General features: G+C 36.2%; 17 protein-coding genes. 3 read left to right on the forward strand and 14 right to left on the reverse strand.

Features of this window, described 5'->3' with window-relative positions; genetic code table 11:
- Positions 1-258: 258 nt before the first annotated feature.
- The 13 genes from purN to AC2A07_RS03865 all read right to left on the reverse strand — a co-directional run bounded on the left by purN (position 259) and on the right by AC2A07_RS03865 (position 17,657).
- Entirely contained in the window at positions 259-831 is a 573-nt protein-coding gene (purN, locus tag AC2A07_RS03805) for a phosphoribosylglycinamide formyltransferase (RefSeq protein WP_484049285.1), read from the reverse strand.
- Between the two features lie 268 nt (positions 832-1,099).
- On the reverse strand, positions 1,100-2,092 hold the full coding sequence (gene purM / locus AC2A07_RS03810) for a phosphoribosylformylglycinamidine cyclo-ligase (RefSeq protein WP_484049286.1): 993 nt from the start codon (positions 2,090-2,092) through the stop codon (positions 1,100-1,102).
- A 252-nt stretch (positions 2,093-2,344) separates the two neighbouring features.
- Complete coding sequence (locus tag AC2A07_RS03815; protein ID WP_484049287.1) at positions 2,345-2,896, reverse strand: NADPH-dependent FMN reductase; 552 nt, start codon at positions 2,894-2,896, stop codon at positions 2,345-2,347.
- 197 nt (positions 2,897-3,093) lie between these two features.
- Positions 3,094-3,822: a pirin family protein gene (locus tag AC2A07_RS03820; protein ID WP_484049288.1), complete on the reverse strand. Its 729-nt coding sequence runs from the start codon at positions 3,820-3,822 to the stop codon at positions 3,094-3,096.
- A gap of 254 nt (positions 3,823-4,076) precedes the next feature.
- On the reverse strand, positions 4,077-5,486 hold the full coding sequence (locus tag AC2A07_RS03825) for an MFS transporter (RefSeq protein WP_484049289.1): 1,410 nt from the start codon (positions 5,484-5,486) through the stop codon (positions 4,077-4,079).
- Positions 5,486-6,001 (reverse strand): nuclear transport factor 2 family protein, encoded by a 516-nt coding sequence (locus AC2A07_RS03830; RefSeq protein ID WP_484049290.1) that lies wholly within the window; start codon positions 5,999-6,001, stop codon positions 5,486-5,488. Before AC2A07_RS03830 ends, AC2A07_RS03825 begins: the two co-directional genes overlap by 1 nt.
- Before the next feature lie 7 nt (positions 6,002-6,008).
- A complete protein-coding gene (locus AC2A07_RS03835; RefSeq protein WP_484049291.1) occupies positions 6,009-7,859 on the reverse strand; it encodes a glycoside hydrolase family 13 protein in 1,851 nt (616 codons plus the stop codon).
- A 10-nt stretch (positions 7,860-7,869) separates the two neighbouring features.
- The gene (locus tag AC2A07_RS03840; protein WP_484049292.1) at positions 7,870-8,916 is read right to left on the reverse strand and encodes a succinylglutamate desuccinylase/aspartoacylase family protein; all 1,047 of its coding nucleotides are present in this window, start codon (positions 8,914-8,916) and stop codon (positions 7,870-7,872) included.
- 13 nt (positions 8,917-8,929) lie between these two features.
- Complete coding sequence (locus tag AC2A07_RS03845) at positions 8,930-9,922, reverse strand: bile acid:sodium symporter family protein (protein WP_484049293.1); 993 nt, start codon at positions 9,920-9,922, stop codon at positions 8,930-8,932.
- 69 nt (positions 9,923-9,991) lie between these two features.
- Positions 9,992-12,151, reverse strand: coding sequence for a glycoside hydrolase family 97 protein (locus tag AC2A07_RS03850; RefSeq protein ID WP_484049294.1), 2,160 nt, complete (start codon positions 12,149-12,151; stop codon positions 9,992-9,994).
- Positions 12,152-12,222: 71 nt separating this feature from the next.
- Positions 12,223-13,257: a SusE domain-containing protein gene (locus tag AC2A07_RS03855; RefSeq protein ID WP_484049295.1), complete on the reverse strand. Its 1,035-nt coding sequence runs from the start codon at positions 13,255-13,257 to the stop codon at positions 12,223-12,225.
- Between the two features lie 18 nt (positions 13,258-13,275).
- Positions 13,276-14,907, reverse strand: coding sequence for a RagB/SusD family nutrient uptake outer membrane protein (locus AC2A07_RS03860; RefSeq protein ID WP_484049296.1), 1,632 nt, complete (start codon positions 14,905-14,907; stop codon positions 13,276-13,278).
- Between the two features lie 14 nt (positions 14,908-14,921).
- Positions 14,922-17,657, reverse strand: a complete 2,736-nt coding sequence (locus tag AC2A07_RS03865) for a SusC/RagA family TonB-linked outer membrane protein (protein WP_484049297.1) — start codon at positions 17,655-17,657, stop codon at positions 14,922-14,924.
- Positions 17,658-17,986: 329 nt separating this feature from the next.
- On the opposite strand from AC2A07_RS03865, the gene metG reads away from it, so the two are divergent.
- Positions 17,987-20,020 (forward strand): methionine--tRNA ligase, encoded by a 2,034-nt coding sequence (metG, locus tag AC2A07_RS03870; protein WP_484049298.1) that lies wholly within the window; start codon positions 17,987-17,989, stop codon positions 20,018-20,020.
- 57 nt (positions 20,021-20,077) lie between these two features.
- Positions 20,078-20,734 (forward strand): hypothetical protein, encoded by a 657-nt coding sequence (locus AC2A07_RS03875; protein ID WP_484049299.1) that lies wholly within the window; start codon positions 20,078-20,080, stop codon positions 20,732-20,734.
- Between the two features lie 155 nt (positions 20,735-20,889).
- Here the strand turns inward: AC2A07_RS03875 and AC2A07_RS03880 are convergent, their stop codons facing one another.
- Positions 20,890-21,594, reverse strand: a complete 705-nt coding sequence (locus AC2A07_RS03880) for a class I SAM-dependent methyltransferase (protein ID WP_484049399.1) — start codon at positions 21,592-21,594, stop codon at positions 20,890-20,892.
- An 87-nt stretch (positions 21,595-21,681) separates the two neighbouring features.
- Here AC2A07_RS03880 and AC2A07_RS03885 point away from each other — a divergent pair, with 87 nt between their 5' ends.
- Entirely contained in the window at positions 21,682-22,755 is a 1,074-nt protein-coding gene (locus AC2A07_RS03885) for a hypothetical protein (RefSeq protein ID WP_484049300.1), read from the forward strand.
- The last annotated feature ends 39 nt before the right edge of the window (positions 22,756-22,794 follow it).

Genomic DNA, 22,794 nt, shown 5'->3' on the forward strand with positions numbered 1-22,794 from the left:
AGTGAATCAATTTGATTAATGTAGCAATGTCTATCAATGTAAAAATATATCAATGTTTAATATGTAACATTGAATCAATTCGATAAATGTAATAATGTTTCAATTCAATAAATGGAGCTAATTCTCAATATTCATACCTCAGTCTATTATTACATTCCTACATTGATTATATTATTACATTGATTATATTGTTACACTGATTTTATTGGTATATTGTTACATTCAAAACATTGTTACATTTCCAGATTGGTATATTAACTAAATTGGTAGATTGTTCAATACTTTGTTAATGGCGATCGGAAAGATTTCATATTCGGTCTGATGGACTTTGTCCGCTAATGTTTCAGGGGTATCATTTTCTGTTACTTCGAATGATTTCTGAAGAATGGATTCACCTTCATCAATTCCTGCAGTCACAAAATGTACCGTAGCACCACTTTCCTTTTCTTTTGCTTCAATCACCGCATGATGAACATGATGTCCCCACATTCCCTTACCTCCATATTTTGGAAGCAGTGCAGGATGAATATTGATTATCTTACCATTCCACTTTTCACAAAATTCAGCTTTCAGGATTGATAAAAACCCGGCTAAAACAATTAAATCCGTATTTTCAGGAATAATCCCGTCCAACTCACTGCTGAAGTTTTTTCCTCTGGGAATAAGAACATGCTCTATATTGTGTTTTCCTGCTCTTTCAAGTCCGTAACATTCCCTGTCAGCAACCACTAATGAAACTCTTGCATTCCGGATTTCTCCGCTGTCAATAGTGTCGATAATCCTCTGAAGATTTGTTCCCGAACCTGAAACAAGTATAACTAGGTTTTTCATAAATTAAGGTAGCAAGCGAATTAATGTAACAATTGGATCAATGTAATCAGTGTAACAATAGGGTTAATGTAACAATGTAATCAATGTAATAATTTAATTAATGTAATAATCTGATTAATGTAACAGTACTTTCAAAATGGAAAATTGACACATTGGTAAATTGATAAATTGAAAAATTGGTACATTAGTATATTGGTAAATTGTTACACTGAAAAGATTGATACATTGATAAATTGAACAATTAGTACATTGGTACACTGGAAGATTGTTATATTGAAAGAAGTATTTTTTCGCTTCCCTCTGTAATTTCTCCGATTTCGTATGCATCATCCAAAAGGTGAAGTACTTTCTCTGCATGCTCGGGATCAACAACAATGATCATCCCTACTCCCATATTGAATGTTCCGAACATTTCTTCACGGGCTATATTTCCTCTTTTTTCAAGTTCAAGCATTACCCCTGGAATCTGAATTTTTGAAGCATCAATAGAAGCACATAATCCGTCACCGATAATTCTTGGAATGTTTTCATACAGACCACCGCCTGTAATATGGGCAATTCCTGAAACCTTCACTTCTTCGATAACTTTATGGATGTCTTTATAATATAATCTTGTAGGAACCAAAAGTGTTTCAAACAGAGGCTTTCCTTCAAATTCTTCTTCAAAATCAGGGAATATTTTTCTTACCAGAGAAAATCCGTTTGAATGAAATCCTGAACTTGGCAAAGCAATGATTCTGTCTCCGGCTTTGATGGTCGAACCATCAATGATCTGGTCTTTTTCAACAATCCCTACACAGAAACCGGCTACATCATAGTCTCCGGGCTGATACATTCCCGGCATTTCAGCAGTTTCACCGCCGATCAGTGCACAGTTGTTATCTTTACAGGCTTTCACCATTCCCAAAACGATTTCTGCAGCAATCTCAGAATCCAGCTTTCCGCAAGCTAAATAATCCAGGAAAAACAGAGGCTTCGCACCGTGACAAAGGATGTCGTTGGCACACATTGCGAAACAGTCTACCCCGATAGAATCATATCTTTTTGAATCTAAAGCAACTTTCAGTTTCGTTCCTACCCCATCGGTTCCTGAAACTAAAACCGGGTTTTTGTAGCCTCCGATTTCATAGAAAGCACCAAAGCTTCCCAAGTGGTTCAGTACATTGGAATTGTGGGTTTCACCTACCGCCTTTTTGATTTTATCAACGGTTTTGTATCCTTCTTCTTTGTCTACTCCTGCAGATTTGTACGTATTGCTCATTGTTATTTTAGATTTTCAGATGCTAGATTTCAGATTGCAGACTGACTTCTTTTATCCTTTGACATTAACTTTTAATTTGATTTAAAGAAAATAAAAAGCCGACAATCCTTGTAGATTATCGGCTGATGTTTTATCTGAGAGTTTCAGAGTCCACAGTTTTTCCATTACCTGAAAAACATTCTTTGAGAGTGGACTGAATCTTCATCTTTTTTCTTTTTGCAAAGATATTAATTTTAAGTTAATATTCAAATGCTATTTTTCAAGGATTCTTTCAAGTGCTGAAATCTTATTCACTTTTTCCCGTAACTCAGTCTCTTTTTCCGGATGAGCAATTTTTTGATTTTCTTTATCGAACTGATCGTTAAAAAAAGGGAGTGTAAACGTATCAATAATATTTCCACCATGTAAAGGAAAACGTTTTTCTGCTGCTTCCAAAACTCCTAAACCACCTCTTCCTCCCGGAGCAGTTGCCATAAGCAACATAGGAACTTCATTCCAGACTGCGCGGTTTTTGATTCTTGAAGTCCAGTCAAAAACGTTTTTGAAAGCGGTAGAATAAGTTCCGTTATGTTCGGATAATGAAACTAAAAGTATATCCGCAGCATCGATTTTTGCTGCAAAATCCTGAGCTTTCTGCGGAACTCCATTTTCTACTTCTCTCTGGTGCTTGTAAATCGGCATTTCAAAATCGTTCATGTCCACGATTTCAACTTCTGCATTTTCAAATAATGTTGTGGCATAAGTTACCAACTGTCTGTTGATGGAGGTGTCAGAATTACTTCCGGCGATGGCTAATATTTTCATTTTTATAATTGTTGTCTTGTTTTTTATTTTACCAGATGATTTTACTTGATGCCCTACTTATAACCAATTTAGGGCTTGTTATTCTTTTTTAGTGACTGCTGTTCAACAATCCCTTCAAAAATTTATTCTGAATTCTGGTCATTCCTTCAATGGAGGAGAATTACAGAACGTTTTTTTCGCGGTACAAAATTAGCTGTTTATTTTAGATAAGACGGTAAATCCATTGGAACTTCCATAAGCAGGATTTCGGTATCTTCTACCGCTTCGATATTGAAACTTTGGGTATCCCAGATTCCTAAGCCGTCTTTTTCATTTAAAATCCTGTCTCCCACCTTTGCACTTCCTTTTAATACAAATGCGTAAACACCATTTCCTTTTTTATGGACTGTATAATTTTTTCCGTTTCCTTGCGTAAAGTTAGCTAAGTTAAACCATGCATCCTGATGAATCCATACACCCTCATCATTTTTATCGGGTGATAAGATCTGCTGGAATCCGTTGGTTTTCTGTCCTTCTCTGATGCTTTTCTGATCATATCTCGGTTCAACATTTTCTTCTCTCGGAAAAACCCATATCTGCAGGAATTTTACAGCTTCATCTTTATTCTGATTATATTCACTGTGCATAACTCCTGTCCCCGCACTCATCACCTGAATTTCACCTTTCCTGATTACTGCTGTAGTCCCCATGGAATCTTTATGCTCTAAGTTTCCCTCCAACGGAATTGAAATAATTTCCATGTTTTTGTGAGGATGTGTTCCGAAACCCATTCCCTGAGAAACGGTGTCGTCGTTTAAAACTCTCAATACTCCAAAATTCGATCTTTCCCTGTTCTGATAATTGGCAAAACTGAAAGTATGGTAAGAATTTAACCAGCCGTGATCTGCATGGCCTCTTGAATCTGCTTTGTGATATACTGTTTTCATAATTTATAAGTAATGATTAATGATTAATGATTAATTGTGATGTTTAAATTTATTAAAGCAAAATTCGTCAAAATTTGATGGAAGAATGTTGATGTAAGATAAGAAGTTCCGGAAAGAGAAATAGGTTTTTGACTGAAGCTCTCTATCTTTATAGACTGAAAAAGCGGACTGAAGTCCGCTTATGTTGACAGGTATATTAAATTTCCCTATTAAATTATATTCTTACATTGTATTTCAACTGTTGCATATCAAATTTAAAAGTGAACCTGCTGAATTTCTTCCTGAATTTCCTTTGGATCTGAATCATCATCAGTTTTAATGAAGATCATCGTCAACACCGCTCCTAAAAGCATACATATTCCTCCTACAACTACATAGCCCATCGCATGATTTCCGAATGCACCTTTTACAATAGGACCTCCAAAAAGACCGTTGATGATCTGTGGAATCACAATAAAGAAATTAAAAATTCCCATAAAGACACCCATTTTACGCTGTGGGATGGCATCAATCAGCATGGCATAAGGCATTGCGAGTATACTTGCCCAGGCAAAGCCAAGCCCGATCATGGAAATCCATAACAACGAGGTATCTTTGATAAAATACATTGAAATCAAACCTACTCCTCCACAAAGGAGTGCCAAAGCATGGGTCTGTTTCTTTCCGATCCATTTGGCAATCGGTGTTAACAGAAATGCAAAAGGAATCGCCCAGAGATTATACATTCCAAACAATTTCCCTGTAAGATCACCTGCTTTATTGAATTCAGCGGAATGCGTATCTTCAGGAGAAAGTCCGAAATGATGGGTAGCCAAAGCACTCGTTGTGAAAACCCACATGGTAAACAGGGCAAACCAGGAAAAGAACTGAACGATGCCCAGTTTTTTCATCAATGTCGGGATTTTAGCAAAATCAGTGAAAATATCTGACAATTTTGAAGGCTGCTCCACAACTTCTTTTCCTCCTTCAAACTCAGCAAATTCTTTCGGCGAATATTCTTTTGTGGTAACGATCGTATAAATGATAGTCAGCAAAAGAATTCCAGCGCCACAATAAAATGCATAAATCACGTTATCTGCAACAAAACCTTCCTTCGCAACATTTGAAACCCCTAATTTAGTAAGCCAATCCGGTAAATATGATCCGATCACAGCACCAATCCCGATTAAAATAGTCTGTACAGAAAACCCCAGAGTTCCCTGATGCTTCGGAAGCATATCTCCCACCAAAGCACGGAAAGGTTCCATTGCAACATTGATGGAAGCATCCATCATGGCGAGGAAAATCACTGCCAGAAGCAGAACATTTGCAGCCATCATCTGCGTTGCAGAAGCTGCATTAGGAAGTAAGACCAGACCGATAGCACAAAGAACAGCGCCTATTAAAAAATAAGGTTTTCTTCTTCCTAAAGGACTCCAGGTATTGTCGCCCATGTGACCGATGATGGGCTGGACAATCAGTCCTGTTACCGGAGCAACCAGCCAGAACCATGAAAGTTCGTGAACATCTGCACCGAAATTTCCAAGAATACGGCTGGCATTACCGTTCTGAAGACCGAAAGCCATCTGAATTCCCAAAAATCCCATGCTCATGTTGATAATCTGAAGCATTGAAAGATTAGGCTTTTTCCTTCCTGTAAATGAAGGTGCTGCGCTTTTATTCATTATTTTGATTTTAATTGCTGGATTAAAAGATCTTCAAGCGGAGATTTCTGAACAACGACCTGATCTACCACTTCATTAGGAACCGTCATTGAAAGCACATACTGCTTTACCTTCCATTTTCCATTTACTTTTTCCAAAACTCCAGAACCACGGCATATCTTCATTTGGGTATCAAGCAGTTCATCAAACCATGCAAGCTTTTCATCTTTGCTGAAATGAATATTTCTTTTTAATGAAGTGAAATTCCAGGTCTTCTTTTTATCGAAATATGGTTTTGCCCAAACCATGAATTCTTTTTTATCCCAGATTTCCGTGGCATCAGTACCGATAAAGGTCGATTCATCGGCGAAGAAACCGAAATAAGTTGTGTAATCTGCATTTGCAGCAGCAATATTGAATGCATCGAGCATCGCGCCTATTTCACCTCTTGCCTTCTCAGATTTTGACTGTCCGGATATCGTCGTAAAAGCGAAAATCAGCAGAATGACTGCCGTAAATTTTGTTATTTTTCTCATGTTTAATTTATTTCAATTCAATAATCATGGACGTTTTAGCAGGAATTGTCAGATTCTCTTTCAGAGAAATTTCTTTTTCTGAAATCACTTCTTTCCCTTTAGTTGAAGATTTGATCGCTTCCGAAAAACGTTTCAGATCTATCATTTCTTCCTTTTCATTATTATTAACGACAACCATCACGGTTTCATTTTCGTTGTATCTAAAATACACAAAAACATTATTCTGGGGAACGAAATTTTTAGTTTTTCCTGTGTGAATAACTTCTTTCCCTTTTCTCCAGTTCAGCAATTTCTGTGTGAAACTGTAAAACTCTTTCTGCTCGGGGGTTTGGGAAGAATAATCAAAAGCATTTTGTTTATCTGATTTCCAGCCACCGGGAAAGTCTCTACGGATATCTGCATCGCCACCTTTATTTTTATCACCTCTCATTCCTACTTCAGAGCCGTAGTAAATTTGCGGAATTCCACGGACAGTTGAAATTAAAGTCAGTCCTAATTTGTAAGCTTTAGGATCGTTGTTAAAAATCTCATTCCATCTTTCAGTGTCGTGATTTTCAAAGAAAACCATGACATTATTAATATCCGGATAAAGAAAATCACTGGATAAACTGTTGTAAATCCTGTTCATTCCGCTGTCCCAGCCATCATTTTCTTTAATCGCTTTTGGCAGATCGCCATACAGCATAAAATCCATCACCGAAGGCAGATATGAATTATACTGAGCTGCTTCTCCTGTTTTTGAATCTTTCTGCCATGCTGAAATGTGACCTACTGTATTCAGCCAGGTTTCGCCGACGATATTGAATTTTGGATATTCATCAGTAATTGCCTTTGCCCACTTTGCCATCGCTTCTTTATTGTTATACGGATAAGTGTCAACCCGGAAACCGCCTAATTCGGCATATTCAATCCACCATATTGCATTTTGTGTTAAGTATTTTAAAACCAAAGGATTTTTCTGATTGATATCAGGCATGGTTGTATCAAACCATCCATCCAGAGCTACTCTTCTGTCGGATTCAGAAGCATTGGTATCAAATTGCGTCGTTGTTTTATAATTGGACCGTTTAAAACCGTTTTTTTCATCTGAAAATAAGTGGATCCAGTCTTTTGTAGGAAGGTCTTTAATCATCCAGTGCGAAATCCCCCAGTGATTGGTGACATAATCCATGACCAGCATCATATTTCTGCTGTTCAGCTTTCTTGAAAGGTCACGGTAATCTTCGTTGTTTCCGTACCGGCTATCGATTTTATAGAGATCAGTCTGGGCATAACCGTGATAGGAATATACCTTTTCGTTATCCTGATTCACGGGAGTCAGCCAAACTGCCGTTGCACCGAGTTTTTGTATATAATCAAGATTATTGATAATCCCTTTCAGATCTCCTCCATGTCTGCCATTTGGTAAAGTCCGGTTGGCCTTTTCGGTCAGATCGGGAGTTGAATCATTTTTTTCGTCTCCATTGGCAAAGCGGTCAGGCATGATCAGGTACATAACGTCTTTTGAAGTAAAAGATTCCCTGTTGGCAGAATTGGGATTTCTCTGTTTCAGCTCGTAGGTATAAGAACTGATATTCTTCTTTCCTTTTTTAAGGTTGATCTTAAATTCTGAAACATTGATTTCGTTGGTATTGACGGTCAGAAAAACATAATTCGGGTTTTCGACTTTCTGTATATCTTTAATCTGAACGCCATCTGAAAGTTCAATTTCATTATTGGCGATATCTTTTCCGTACACGAGAATCTGCAGGTCAGGGTTTTTCATGCCTTTCCACCAAAACCCGGGTTCTACTTTCTGAATCTGTGCAAAAGCTAATGCTGCTGCGGACAGGGCTATTATGGTATATATTTTTTTCATGATAATTAAATTAAGATTGAGTATAACCGATACAGAAAAGTGTCTCGTCTTTACTGACAGGCGGTGTACCGATTTTGTAAAGAATAATTCCGTCAGTTTGCGAAATGATCTGATGTTTCTTTTTTCCAAATTCGTCAGTGATATATCCTAAAATCTGATTTTTCCGAACCTGATCTCCACTTTTTAAACTGCTGTAGAAAATTCCGTTTTCAGGAACATAGATGTATTCCTGACGGTTGATCTGAAAAGCCGGAATTTTCCTCTTATTTTCAGATTTGGAACTGTACATCCCGGAATAGTCAAGCATACGGTAGACTGCTGTTTTGATCTCACGGACACTTTCATCCTGCACAGTTCCGAGTTTTCCTGCTTCAATGCTTAATGCGGTAATTCCTTGTTGTGTTGCCTGTTTGAAAGCATATTTAGCCGGCTCAGTCTGGCTTATTGTATATGGATAAGAAACGATGTATTCCATCCCTGAGTAATTTGCTAAAGTCTTCGCCAGATCGGTTTTTTCAGTCGTATCGGTTCTTTCGTAATAACAGATGAAAGGTAGCAGATCTTCATTGGCATCGCCGCCGTGAATATCTAAAAAAATATCTGAATTGGATATCACCTCCTGAGTGATCAGATGGGCAATCTGACTGGTCGGAGTTCCGTTTGGTGATCCAGGAAAAGCGTTGTTTAAATTTTTTTGATCCAAAGGGTTCAGGAATGGAGTTCTTTTCTGGAAAGCCTCTACATTCGCAATCGGAATGATGATCAGGGTGCCTTTCAGAAATTCAGGTTTTATTTCATTTAATAATTCCTGAACGGCAATAATCGGTGGGTATTCATAACCGTGAATCCCTGCAACGATACTAAAAACAGGACCTTTTTCCTCACCTTTAATAATGGTAACAGGCAGACGGGTTTGTTTTGAACTACTTGTAACAGAAAATAAAGTGTCTTTTCTGAATGATCCTTTCTGTTTCATTATTTTACTGACGGACTGTGCACTCATCAATGAGGTAGCAGAAACAACAGGCAGTAAAACGGTTTTAAAAATAGATGTCATGCGGAAAGATGATTTAATTTTGGACTGCTGTTCTTCTGGCTATCCTGTTGGCCAGCCAGCTGACATAGAACAACTGGAAACTGTGATAAATCATGACAGGAAGCAGAAATAACACTTTCTGATCATCTGCAATGCCCAGAACCAGCAGAAAAAGGCTACCGTGAACCAATGATTTTTTTGAACCACAGAATGTGGCCGTAATAATATCTTTAGGTTTGAAATTCATTTTCTCTGCAATAAATTTCAGTATATGATAGGTAGCAAAAAATAAAAACACAACACTTAACGCCAGTGCAATAAAAACAAACGAAGGCACAGAGACAAAAATATTCTGAATAAATGCAGTTGAAAAACTTTCATAAACAATCAGTAATATAATCAACCGGTCAAATTCTGAAATAATATGGGAATATTTCGTCACCCATTTTTTAAAAAACGGATTCAGTAAGACTCCTAAAATAATGGGAAGAAGCACTTTCAGTAACAGCTGTTCAATAATTTCTGTTTGGTTTCCACCTTCCCCGCCGGCATTCAAAAAAAAGCTCATCAGAAGCGGTGTCATCACAATGCCGATAATCCCTGAAATAGAGGCATTAAAAATAGCAGAAGTAACATTTCCTTTAGCAATCGATACCATCACGACTGAAGATGAAACTGTAGAGGGAAGACTTGCAAGAAAAAATACCGAAAGCCAGATATTGTAATACGGTGTATCTTTTAAAAAAGGATAAAACAACAGTGCGAGTAAAGGAAAAATAATAAACGTTCCGGACTGTATCAAAAGATGTAGTTTCCAGTTGGAAATATCTTTGATAACCTCTTTTAAATTCAGTTTTAATCCGTACAGAAGAAATATTCCGGCTATCCCCCAATCTATAAATCCGGGAAGATTAAAATATTGATTGTAAGATTCATGAAATGGCAGAATTTTCGCTAATACAACCATGGCAACAAGTAAAAACAAAAAAGTATTCTGCCTGGTAAAAATTTTTGTGATCAACTTCATTGGATTTTCGATACTAAAAAGAATAATCCTTAAAATTTAAATTTTAAGGATTATAAATTTACGAAATATTTATTTTACCGGCTTAATGGAAACCGCAAAACCTCCACTTCTGACCATTTTGAAATTGATCTTCGATTTGCTTGTAATCTGCTTTTTATAAATGTTGTAACTCTGAGGATTATTTATATAATCAGCATCTTTACCGTCTTCATAGATCGTTGCTTCATACTTCTGGCCTTTATCCAGGAAAGAAAAATCTACAGTGTACTCCCGTTTATTCTCATCAGTAATTCCGCCAACAAACCAGTTTTGTGTTCCTTTTGCTTTTCTTGCAGTAATTACATAATCACCCGGCTCAGCAGATAAAATCTTCGTATCATCCCAATCTGCAGCAACATCCTTGATAAACTGGAAAGCATCCATATGCTTTTTATAGTTTTCAGGTAAGTCAGCAGCCATCTGTAGCGGCATATACATGGTTACATATAAGGCGAGCTGCTTGGCAAGGGTGGTTTTCACAAAACGCGTATCACCAGGAAAATAGTAATCTAATTTTGTCTGGAAAATTCCCGGTGTATAATCCATAGAACCTCCCATCCATCTGGTGAACGGAAGAATCGTCTGGTGATCGGGATTATTTCCTCCGAAAGCCTCGTATTCCGTTCCACGTGCAGCTTCTGCAGAGATATAATTAGGATAGGTGCGGCTTTCTCCGGTCGGTCTTACAGACTCGTGAGAGTTAACCATTATTTTATATTCGTTTGCTTTTTCAACGATTCTGTAGTAATGGTTGATCATCCACTGTGAATAGTGATGTTCTCCTCTCGGGATAACATCCCCTACATAACCTGTTTTTACGGATTTGTATCCGTATTTATTCATCAACTGAAAAGCTTTGTCAGACCATCTTTCGTAGTTTGTAGCTGATCCTGACGTTTCGTGGTGCATGATCAGATCCAGACCTTTTGAGTGCGCATACTCATTAAGCATTTTGATATCAAAATCCGGGTAAGGGGTAATAAAATCAAATACATATTCCTTTGAACGTCCGAACCAGTCTTCCCAGCCAATATTCCAGCCTTCTATCAGGAGCCCCTGGAAACCGTTTTCAGCAGCAAAATCTATATATTCTTTCACTTTGGTATTGTTGGCACCATGTTTTCCGTTTGGGGTCAGTTTTGAAAAATCTGTCTGGCCAAGACGTACATTTGATTCAGGCTGACCATAAGCCCATTGAGATTTACCAATGATCATTTCCCACCATACGCCCATATATTTTGTAGGCTTGATGTATGAAGTATCAGTATATTTTGTGGGTTCATTCAGGTTAAAAATCATTTTGGAATCCATCACATCTTCTGCTTTCGGAGCCACAATGATTGTTCTCCATGGGGTCACCTGTGGCGTCTGCATATAGCCTTTCGCACCTTGTCTGTCTGCTGTAAGGTGGGTTTTGAATTTAAAATTCTCTGCATCCACTTCAAGATGTGAAGCGGGATAGTCTAAAACTGCTGCTTCTGCAACATTGATATATAATGGCTCTTTACCTTCTCTTTTCAGCATCAGCGGTGACTGTACTGCATTTTTAATTAAAGTCTGAGAAGCATTGGCATCCGCTGCTTTGGCCCATCTTCCGGGAATCTCGGACACTTTTGTTTCCTGGTACTGATATTCCTGTGAGTCGTAGTCTGCAACCATCCACCAGGCTTTCATATCAGAAGGGAAATCGATTTCAGAATCTTCTTCGCGGATCACAAAGTAGTTCAGGTTTTTCTGCTGGGGAAATTCATATCTGAATCCCAAACCGTCATTAAACAGTCGGAATTTAACAATAATGTTTCGGTCAGTACTCGCCTGATTGAGCGTTACTGCGAGTTCATTATAATGGTTGATGTAATTTTTCTTTTCGCCGAGAACGGGCTGCCATGTTTCATTTTTCGAATCTGTTTTTTCTGCTGTTTTTGTAAAACCGCTGTTCAGATCAAACTTTGCATCTTCAGGTTTTGCGATTTCCGACGCAAATTTTATTGAAGAGTCCTTAAAAATTCTCAATCCTAATTTCGAATCTTCAACGACTGTTTTCCCGTTAAATTTCAGATTATAATAAGGAACACCTCCTTTTAACTGAAAATCCATTTCAAATTTTCCGTCAGGAGATTTTAAAGATTGTGCATTGGCACCACCAAACATCATGGAGAGCAAAAATGCTCCGATTGTCATTTTCTTCATATTGATTATTATATATACTTTAAAAATAAAACTGCTGCCGTAAAGCAACAGTTTTAAAGAATTAATCGTTACTAATTTATAGTGTAGGTAAGTGCATACGGATCGAAAGTTATCGTGTGCTGACCTGCTGAAATCGTTAAATTAGCTCCAGAAGTTGAAGCGATTCCTCCGGCACCTCCCCAATTCGGCTGACTCCAGTCATGATTGAGTCTGAATTTAAATTCTCCAGCTAAAAAAGTTGCTGTTGCGGTCCATTTTAACTGAGAATTGTCCCAGACCATATCTATATCTGTATTCCAGTTACCACCAGGAGTTGCAGATCCTATTATACTCATCTGGTATGGAATCATTTTGAGAGTATTGGCATTCGTATCTACTGTAGCCTGATAATAACCAAGACCGGGACCTACGATATCGCCACCAGCATTATATAAAATGGGAATTGTATTTGTCGCTGCTGAAAACTGGCTATTTGTTCCATAAGAATTATCCCAGTTTTTCTGTGGGTTAATCTTGAATGCAAGTCCATTATCTGCAGTTGCCAGAAATTTAATATAACCAACATAAATTCCATTAGAATTGGGAGATACTAGAGTATTTGCTGTACCGGGATCCCATCCCTGATATTTACCGGGAGCATACATATAAGAAATTAATGCATATGGATTTACCGAAATTTTCTGCACTGCGGAGTAAACAGGCGCACCTTTTCCTACAGTAGTTTTTAATCTAATATCAACGTCAGAAGCAACACCAGTAGACAATCCTAAACTTAACATTAAAGCATTAAATTCTAATACTGTATACGATTTAGATAATATTCCATTGCCTAATCCTGCCTCTTTTACTTTTGCAAAACTATTTCCTGTCACCGAAAACTGTAATACATTCGTGATTTCTACTTCAGGAGTATAATCTGCAGGAGTAATGGTAAAAGTAATTGCATTGTTGTTTGCATTGGCACTTGTTAAAGCCAAAGTAGTTACACTTGCTTTAAGTGTTGGTTCAGATTTTAAAGATAAAACAGCCTGATCCTCATCTTTTTCGCAAGACCAAACCATCATGACAGCTATCATTGCGAAAAGAAACTTTATAATATTTTTCATTAATTTAAATTTTAAAAATTAATAGCCTGGATTTTGAGATAAATTGGGATTAATATTCAGATATTTATTTGGAATAGGGAATAAAGCTCTGGTGGGAGCGATGGAAGATCCATTTTGGACACCTCCTTTCCATTGCCAGGTGTAGCCAGATGCATAATGATTTAGCCTGATTAAATCCTGTCTTCTTGTTCCTTCCCAGTACAATTCTTTAGCTCTTTCATTCAAAATAAATACTTCTTTGGCATCTGCTGTAGTAAGAGCATTAATGTCAGACAGTACAATATTTGTTACACCTCCTCTAGTTCTTAGAGTATTGATATAACCTAAAGCTGTAGCTGTGCTTCCTTTTCCGTTAACAATTGCTAATTCTGCATACATCAGATAAGCATCTGCCATTCGGAATAAAGCAAAATCAGCATCTGTAAAAGTACCATCACTACCATTTGCACCACCTGCTGTTTTATTGGAAAACTTAATTAATTTAGTCCCTTCTTCAAATTTTGCATAATCTGAAATTGATGCAGGATCTGTACTTCCTGCTACTTTCATCACTCGGGCATCATTTCCTGTAGACTGAGTAAATTCCTGACGGGTTCTAAAACCAGCCCAACCTGCATCTACACCCAATAAAGCTCCCACAGCGTTAGTACAACTTGCATGAATTAGAAAAGTAGTTCCTCCGTACGTTTTTGTCTTGATACCGTCAAAAGTAATAGGAAATATAGCTTCATCCTGTGCTCCATTGGTATTGTTGTCTGCTTTGAATAAATTAGCGTAAGGTATTGTTGCCACTTTATATGGTGAAGCAATTACTTTTGTAATTTCTGTTAAAGCTTCTGTACTTCTGTCTACACCAGTATAAACTTTTGAATTTTGGTACAATTTAGCTTTCAGCATCCAGGCAGCAGCTTTATCTGCTCTCCCATACTCATTGGTTTTTGCGGCAGCCAAATCTCCATCAATTTCATTCAGTTCTCCTATCAGATAGTTGAAAACGTATTCTCTGGATTGCACCTGTGGCTTTACACCAGTACCAATAACATCACCCTCTGTTGCAAATGGAATCCTGCCATACAGATCAATTGCATGAAAATAGGATAAAGCTCTTAAAAATCTTACTTCTGCACGGAAAGTCTTTATTTGGGCTTTTAAATCTGATGAAACTCCTCTTGATGACAATTTTTCATCGGTCGTTTCTCTTAAAAACTCATTGACCAAGCCAATTTGAAAAAATATTCTTGCAAAAAAAGCCTCATTAAACTTATTATCTGCATTCCACGTGTTAAAATTTAAATCTCTAATACCAGGATTGTCAGATTCTCCCCATGCAATAATAGCTTCATCCGTCGTTAGTTCCTGTAACTGCCAATATCCTCTGATATATTGTGAGAAACCTTCGTTAGGTCCCCCATCCGATTCAAGTCCTAAATCTGAATTTCCGTTTGGAGAGGTTTGTCCCGTCACCGCTAAACCGGCATAAATTTTTGCTAAAAATTGTTTGTAAGACTGTGGATTTGCATAAAATTGTTCTGATGTATATAATTCATCGTCATTGACGGTAACATCCAGATCATTAAGACAAGAAGTTGCCGAAAAAAGAAATACGCTAGCAATAGCCAGATTTCTTAATTTTACTATATTTAATTTCATTTTTTTTGTAAAGTTTAAAAGTTTGCATTAATCCCTAAAGTAAACATTCTTGCTCTTGGATATATTGAAGCATCTCTACCATCATTGAATACCTCCGGATCCAGGTTTTTATATTTTGTAATAATAAGCACATTATTTACCCCTGTATAAAATCTTATAGAACCATTATTTTTTAATAGGTTATTAAAAGTATATCCAAGGGTTACATTATCTAATTTCACAAAACTTCCGTTTTTAACATAATAGTCAGATTCCTTATTCGTAAATGTAAAATTTGTGTTACTAAAATCTACAGGAGCATTATTAATAGTCCCATCCACTGTATTATAAATATTACCTAACTGAGCTCTATCTGCAGAAATTTGATCATATACATAATTTCCTATACTTGCTCTCCAAGCCATAGAAAAATCAATATGTTTTCCAAAAGTTGCATTAGTCATGAAACCCATTGTGACATCTGCCTGTGGTTTTTTGTAGATGTATTTATCTGCTGATGTGATAACGCCGTCATTATTTCTGTCTACATAAGCTCCTTCTATTGGTTTACCATTGCTGTCATAGACTTGTTGGAACACATTGAATGCATAGGGAGAATATCCTGTTTTAAATGTCTGAACAAATCCGCCTAAGCCAACCCCTCCTTTATCAATATTATCTAATTCCAATTCTTTGATATTAATATTATTGTAGGTTGCGTTATAATTGAAATTTAGGGTGAAATTTTCTTTCTTTACGGCTTTTACATCCAAACCTAATTCGATACCTTTAGACTGTAATCTACCAATATTTTTAGGACCTATAATTCTTAAATTTTCTAAGGGACCTTCTGGCACAACAGAAAGTAAATCTTTAGTATCTGCTAAATAAAAATCTAATGTTCCAGTTACTCTGTTTTTAGCAAATCCAAAATCTAATCCCAGATTATATTTTAGACTTTCCTCCCATTTTAGATTCTCATTATATCCGTTAGCTTTTGCGATCTGATAAAATGTATTTCCGAATTGATAAAATAAGGTTGATGAGACATTATATGTTTTAAAGTAATCATATCTGTAATCTCCGATATCTTGCTGTCCGGTTTTACCAACACTGGCTCTCAGTTTAAGATCGGATAATGTAGAATTTCCTTTCAAGAAACTTTCTTCAGAAATTTTCCACGCAGCGGCTACTCCACCAAAGTCACCCCATCTGTTATCTTTACTAAAACGAGACGAGCCATCTCTTCTGTAATTCACAGTCAGTAAGTATTTATTGGCAAATCCTAAATTTAACCTTCCAAAAAACGCCTGTAGGTTAACATCCGGTTTAGAATCTGGATTATAGAAATTATTGTCAGGATCTAAAGTATACAAGAACGTATTTCCGCTTGAAAAACTGGTTTTATGATAATTTTGATATTCATAGCCACCCATTACATCAAAATTGAACTGACCGAAAGTTTTACCGTAATTCAGCTGTACATTCGCATTTTTATTTAACAGGCTTTCTCCGGAGAAAGATTCTGAACCATAATAAGCAAAAGTATTTTTAACAGAATAATACCCGTTTCTGGAATTTTTAGTTGTTGTTACATGACCGTCTAATTCTTTACTATCAAGACCTGCATTCGCAATTAACCTCAATTCAGGTAAAAAATGGAATTTATATTCCATGTTTACATTTCCAAAAAATCTTTTGAAATTTTGAATATCATGTTTATTTCTTAATTGTGCTACAGGATTTGAAACTCCATTGGGATTGTACGTACCTGTTACAGAATTGAAATTACCACCTCTGTTTTCATAATAACCGTCTCCGTAGATAGAATTATCATCATACACAGATTGGGTAGGATTCATAGAAAGTGCATTACCAATAGCACCTTCATCGGCATTATTTTTAAAAGTGTAAGAATAAGTACCCGTAATATTAAACTTCAAATGATCATCAAAAAAACTTGGGCTAATCGCAATGTTTCCAGTAGTTCTTTGAAAGCCGGAAGTAATAAGCAATCCCGTATTTTCCAAATGATCTACAGAGAAACGAGTCGGTACTTTTCCAAACAAACTTCCTGAAACAGAAGCGTTGATATCATTGGTTACAGAAGTTCTGAAAATTTCGTCCTGCCAATCAGTATTTGAAGTACCCAGTTGGGAAGTTTTATCCGGAACGAATTGATTGATTAAAGTTCTGAATTCATCACCACTATACACTTTAATTTTTTTAGCTAAAGTATTAACCGTAGTAAAAGCATTTAATGATACTCTTAATCTTTTACCTCCTTTTTTGGTTGTAATTAACAAAACGCCATTAGATCCTCTCGATCCGTAAATTGCAGTCGAAGCCGCATCTTTCAAGATAGAAAAAGATTCTATATCATTGGGGTTAATGGTCGATAAGGAAACTCCATCTAACGGCAAGCCGTCTACAACTAACAAAGGCTCGTTACTAGCATTCAGAGAAGAACCTCCTCGTACTCTGATTATAGGTTCGCTTCCCGGCGTTCCTGATTGGGTAATTACCACCCCGGCAGCACGGCCATTGATAAGCCCTTCTGCAGTGGGTACGGCACCCCTGTTAAAATCAGCAGTTGATAAAGCGGTAACAGATCCTGTTAAATCAGTTTTCTTTTGCTTTCCGTAACCAATCATCACTACTTCTTCAATCGCTTTCTCCTTAGTTGTGGAGTCTTGCGTTTGCGCTTGCATCATGGAACCAGCCAATAAAAATGCAGGAGCAATTTTTAATACCGTTGTAAAATTTTTCACAAATATTATTTTATATAGTTTTCTTTTGTTTAAAACTGCATGAGCAGTCTTGCAATTTAAAAAAAAAATACAATTATGTTAATTTTACATTAAATTTCGTTAATATTTTGTAAATTATACCACATAATTATATTATCTCATTAATAATCAATATCATAAAGATAATTATTCAATGCATAACACAACACTAACACACGTTATAAATTAAACAATTGTTTAACTATTATTTGATCATTTTGGGATGATAGCGATAATTAAATCAAAATTAATTTTCAAAATAGCGATTGCCAAATTATCTTTATCTTTGCAGACTTAAAACTATACTATAAATGTCAAACAGAAAGATGATTACGGCAGCTTTGCCATACGCAAACGGACCGGTTCATATAGGGCATTTGGCAGGTGTCTATATTCCTGCGGATGTTTATGCAAGATTTCAGAGAAGATCAGGAAAAGATGTGGCTTTTATCTGCGGATCAGATGAGCACGGAATTCCCATCACCATAAGAGCAAAAAAAGAAGGAGTCACTCCTCAGGATATTGTGGATAAGTACCACGAAATTATCAAAAAATCATTTTTTGATTTGGGAATTTCATTCGACGAATATTCCAGGACGACTTCAAAAAGACATCACGATACGAGCCAGGATTTTTTCAAAACACTTTACGAAAAAGGAAAATTCACTGAAGAAGTTTCCGAACAGTATTTTGATGAACAGGCTAATGAATTTTTAGCAGACCGGTACATTGTAGGTACTTGTCCGAATTGCGGAAACGAAAATGCTTACGGAGATCAGTGTGAGAAATGCGGTTCTACCCTTTCACCTTCAGAACTGATCAATCCAAAATCAATGCTGAGCGGAAATGTACCCATTTTAAAAGACACTAAAAACTGGTACCTACCACTAAATGATTATGAAAATTTCCTGAATGAATGGATCATCGAAGGTCATAAAGACGACTGGAAACCTAATGTATACGGACAGGTGAAATCCTGGCTGACGGATGGATTAAAGCCGCGCGCCATGACCCGGGATCTTAACTGGGGAGTTCCTGTCCCTCTTCCGAATGCTGAAGGGAAAGTATTGTATGTGTGGTTTGATGCACCGATCGGTTATATTTCTTTCACCAAGGAATGGGCGGAGAAAAACGGAAAAGACTGGAAAGATTACTGGCAGAGTGAAGATAGTGACCTTGTTCACTTCATCGGAAAAGACAATATTGTTTTTCACTGTATTATCTTCCCGGCAATGATGAAGGCCCATGGCGATTATATTATGCCTGCCAATGTTCCGGCTTTTGAATTTTTAAATTTAGAAAACGACAAGATATCAACTTCCAGAAACTGGGCAGTCTGGGCTCACGAATATGTTGAGGAATTCCCGGGACAGCAGGATGTGCTGCGTTATGCGCTACTTTCTTCCGCGCCGGAAACCAAGGATAACAATTTTACGTGGAAAGACTTTCAGACGAAAAACAATTCTGAGCTGGTTGGGATTTTCGGAAACTTTATCAACAGAGTGGCCGTTCTTGTCCATAAATATTATGACGGAATTGTTCCGAAAGGTGATGTAAATGCTGCAGAGCTTCAGGAAATCAACAAAGCTGCAAAAGAAATTTCAGGATTTTTAGAAAACTATGAATTCAGAAATGCGCTTACGGCACTTATGAATTTAGCCCGTTTCGGTAATCAGTATCTGCAGGCTGAAGAACCCTGGAAAACCATTAAGGATAATCCGGAAAAAGCAGCTGAATCTCTGTTTGTCGGAGCTCAGATTGCGGTTGCGCTGGCGCAGTTATGTGAACCGTTTATGCCTTTCAGTTCGGAAAAATTACTGAATATGTTTAATGTTCAGAAACTGAACTGGAGTGATGTTGAGACTAAAAATGTTTTAATTGAAACAGGACATCAGATCAACGAATCCTCTCTCCTTTTCTCAAAAATTGAAGATGATGTCATTGATTTTCAGATTCAGAAATTAGAAAATACGAAACAGAGCAATAAAAAAACAAACCCTAATGCCAATCCTATGAAAGACGAGATACAGTTTGACGATTTTACCAAGATCGACCTGAGAACAGCAACGATTACAGAAGCTGAAAAAGTGGAAAAAGCTGATAAATTACTGAAACTGACCGTAGATACAGGCGTTGATGTAAGGACTGTAGTTTCAGGAATCGCAGAAAGCTTTACAGCAGAGGAAGTGATTGGAAAACAGGTAATGATTTTACTGAATCTTGCTCCGAGAAAAATCAGGGGAATCGAGTCTCAGGGAATGTTGTTGCTGACGACAAAACCTGACGGAAAACTGTCATTTGTGACACCTGATGAAACCGTGGAAAATGGTATTGAGATAGGATAATTTTTAAATCTTAAAATATACAAATGGGCATTTTCCGATGCCCATTTTTTCTGAATAATGGTTAAAAGAAATGTTTTAAATAAACTCTCCGATAAAGAACTGAAAAATTATTTAAACCCTGAAAACCGTTTTGTTCCCGAAGCTGTTCAGATGGCATTTGAAATCCTTGAAGCAAGAGGACAGATTTTCACCGAAGCAGAAAAAAACAACATCCAAAATAATATTCAAAACAAAAAAGAAGCTGATGCAATAAAAAAGCAGGAAGAAATTGAAGACTGGAAAGATCACATCACAAATGATCAATCCGCTTTCAGGCTCTATTCAAGAACACTGATTCTGGTTTCAAGCTTTTTTTTGGGAACATTTTTCGGAGCCGTTTTGCTAAGTTTAAATTTCTTAAAATTAAAAAAATTCATTCCTGCAATTTTCACATTTATATCAGGAATCATCTACGTCGTCCTCCAATATTACATCTACAATTTTTTAGTTGAAAATGATTTGGTTACTCCATCAAGGTATAGCTTAAAAAATCTTCTGATCATTGCAGGCCCGCTGATTTTACTGATCTGGATAACTGCAATGCCCAGGAGAATTGTGTACAGATCTCAATCCTATTGGTTCCCAGTTATTTTTGGAATTGTTATCTTATTCCTGATTTTCAACAATTACTATAGGTTGTTTTCAGGCTATTTTTTAATGAGATTTTCTGAATAAAATAAAGTTGTGATGTAAACTATTTGAAATAAAGTTAAACTCAACCTTTCTTAAGTACCTGATACTATCAATAGTTAAAAAAAATCTCACCATTAACATAGTTGAGAACATCAGATTTAATAAATCATCGTGTTATAATCACAATAACAAGGATCTTATTTTTTAGTCAGTTTTGCCAGATAAGAATCTTCCTCCTGCAAAACCATTTCAATTCTAAAACCATTATTTTCTGCAGCATTTTGTAGCGTGTTGTAATCAAGATACAGCCACTTGATCGGATCTTCAGACTCACCTTTATAATGCACGATATAGTCTAACTCACCGTAATATCCTTCTGCAGGAATATAAACTCCACCATCCTCATCAGCATCAAACATATATAAAATATCCGTACTGTCAATCAGGATCTGTCCGTTTTTGTTTAACAGGGAATAAAGTTTCTGAAGATAAATATCAATTACCTTCAGGCTTTGAAAAATCCCTGTTCCGTTCATTAACAGAAGAATGGTATCGAAAGTTTCATCCGCAAATTCAAGCATATTCTGAGTAACTGCTTTTTGAATTCCTCTTAACTGGCAGACTTCAATCGCTTTTGGTGAAATATCAAGAGCGGTAACCTCCAGATTTCTTTCATTCTGAAGATAAAGAGAATGTGAACCAGCTCCTGCGCCGATATCCAGGACTTTTCCCTGAGATAATTGCAAAGCTTTCCTTTCGATTTTATTCATCTGCTCAAAATCTCTGAAAAGATAGTCTACCGGAAGCTCATCGAGTTCGGAAATTGAAGTTTCAGTCTGCAGATCTTCAGGATTTTCATTTTTAAAATAATCCCAGACTGCACGTCCCATTAAGTCTTTCATGCTGAATTTTGTAGTGCAAATATAAGTGTTTTGATTTTTCTGCATATTCTTTTAATTATATTTGAATAAAAAACCTAAATTAAAACCATGTTCAAAATATTATTAATCTGTTTAGCATTTTATAGTTTATATTTTCAAAGCCAAGAATTTAGTAATGAATTACAGTTCATAAAAAATGAAAAACTCAATCAAAAGATAAGCTTTGAGGAAAAAAACAAAATTATTTTTAATATTTGTCCCATTGAAGAATCCGATGATTTAATTAATATAAGAATATTATTTCCTCGGCAAATTATTGAACTACGTAAAAATAAAAACAATCAATATTTTGGATTTATCACTAATAAAACCACACAGTATAATTATTCAAAGAGGAAAAGAAATGAATTAAAAAACACTGTTGAATTTTTCCAGAAAACATCCATTGAAACAGATAAAACAAAAGTAGTAATTGACAAATTAATGCAATCTAATCAGATTAATTTGCCAACAGATTCTCTTATTGAAAATTGGAAGAGAAACTATTTGCATTGTAGTGAAATTAATTTTCAGTTTAAAACTTTAAACAACACACAAAAACAGGTTTATAGCTGTCCTTTATACCAAGACGAAGAAAAACCAACCATCAAAATTATTGCCGAAAACATTAGGTTTGTTGAAAGTCAACTAAAACTAGATTCAATTTATAAAAATTTTGAAAGCGCTCTTCCACTCGGGAAAAATTACTCATATGATGGATATAGAATGATGTATAAATTGACAAAAAAACAAAATGAACTTCGGGAAAAATATAAACCTTATCGCGAATTTTTAAAAGCAAAAAAAGACACGATTGATACTTACCTAAAAAACTTTATTCTAAATAAAAATTTAAAATCAGAAAAAGTAAATTGTTTTGAAACTTATTATTTCGAATTTACAAAAAAAGGAAATTTACAAAAAGTTTTCGTAGCTAATTCTGCTAAACCTAAATGGAAAGATGCTCTTGGTTTAAAGGACTTTTTAAAAGATAAGAGAGAGATTAAAAAGTGTGAAAATATTATAGAAAAAATGTTCCTAAACAGTGATTTGTCATGGCTTAATTTGAAATTTAACTTACGTAGGTCAATCAGCTTTGATTTAAATGGAAATTGGCAGTTATCAGACAATACGATCTACTGAAATCAAAATCTACACTTGTATTATCAAATCTAATTCCTA

This window comes from Chryseobacterium sp. HNCC26DJ238 (assembly GCF_057180465.1).

Excerpts from the sequence above, each read along its gene's own strand:
- purN (WP_484049285.1), bottom strand. The coding sequence starts at position 831 with ATGAAAAACCTAGTTATACTTGTTTCAGGTTCGGGAACAAATCTTCAG.
- purM (WP_484049286.1), bottom strand. The coding sequence starts at position 2,092 with ATGAGCAATACGTACAAATCTGCAGGAGTAGACAAAGAAGAAGGATAC.
- AC2A07_RS03815 (WP_484049287.1), bottom strand. The coding sequence starts at position 2,896 with ATGAAAATATTAGCCATCGCCGGAAGTAATTCTGACACCTCCATCAAC.
- AC2A07_RS03820 (WP_484049288.1), bottom strand. The coding sequence starts at position 3,822 with ATGAAAACAGTATATCACAAAGCAGATTCAAGAGGCCATGCAGATCAC.
- AC2A07_RS03825 (WP_484049289.1), bottom strand. The coding sequence starts at position 5,486 with ATGAATAAAAGCGCAGCACCTTCATTTACAGGAAGGAAAAAGCCTAAT.
- AC2A07_RS03830 (WP_484049290.1), bottom strand. The coding sequence starts at position 6,001 with ATGAGAAAAATAACAAAATTTACGGCAGTCATTCTGCTGATTTTCGCT.
- AC2A07_RS03835 (WP_484049291.1), bottom strand. The coding sequence starts at position 7,859 with ATGAAAAAAATATATACCATAATAGCCCTGTCCGCAGCAGCATTAGCT.
- AC2A07_RS03840 (WP_484049292.1), bottom strand. The coding sequence starts at position 8,916 with ATGACATCTATTTTTAAAACCGTTTTACTGCCTGTTGTTTCTGCTACC.
- AC2A07_RS03845 (WP_484049293.1), bottom strand. The coding sequence starts at position 9,922 with ATGAAGTTGATCACAAAAATTTTTACCAGGCAGAATACTTTTTTGTTT.
- AC2A07_RS03850 (WP_484049294.1), bottom strand. The coding sequence starts at position 12,151 with ATGAAGAAAATGACAATCGGAGCATTTTTGCTCTCCATGATGTTTGGT.
- AC2A07_RS03855 (WP_484049295.1), bottom strand. The coding sequence starts at position 13,257 with ATGAAAAATATTATAAAGTTTCTTTTCGCAATGATAGCTGTCATGATG.
- AC2A07_RS03860 (WP_484049296.1), bottom strand. The coding sequence starts at position 14,907 with ATGAAATTAAATATAGTAAAATTAAGAAATCTGGCTATTGCTAGCGTA.
- metG (WP_484049298.1), top strand. The coding sequence starts at position 17,987 with ATGTCAAACAGAAAGATGATTACGGCAGCTTTGCCATACGCAAACGGA.
- AC2A07_RS03875 (WP_484049299.1), top strand. The coding sequence starts at position 20,078 with ATGGTTAAAAGAAATGTTTTAAATAAACTCTCCGATAAAGAACTGAAA.
- AC2A07_RS03880 (WP_484049399.1), bottom strand. The coding sequence starts at position 21,594 with ATGAAAGACTTAATGGGACGTGCAGTCTGGGATTATTTTAAAAATGAA.
- AC2A07_RS03885 (WP_484049300.1), top strand. The coding sequence starts at position 21,682 with ATGTTCAAAATATTATTAATCTGTTTAGCATTTTATAGTTTATATTTT.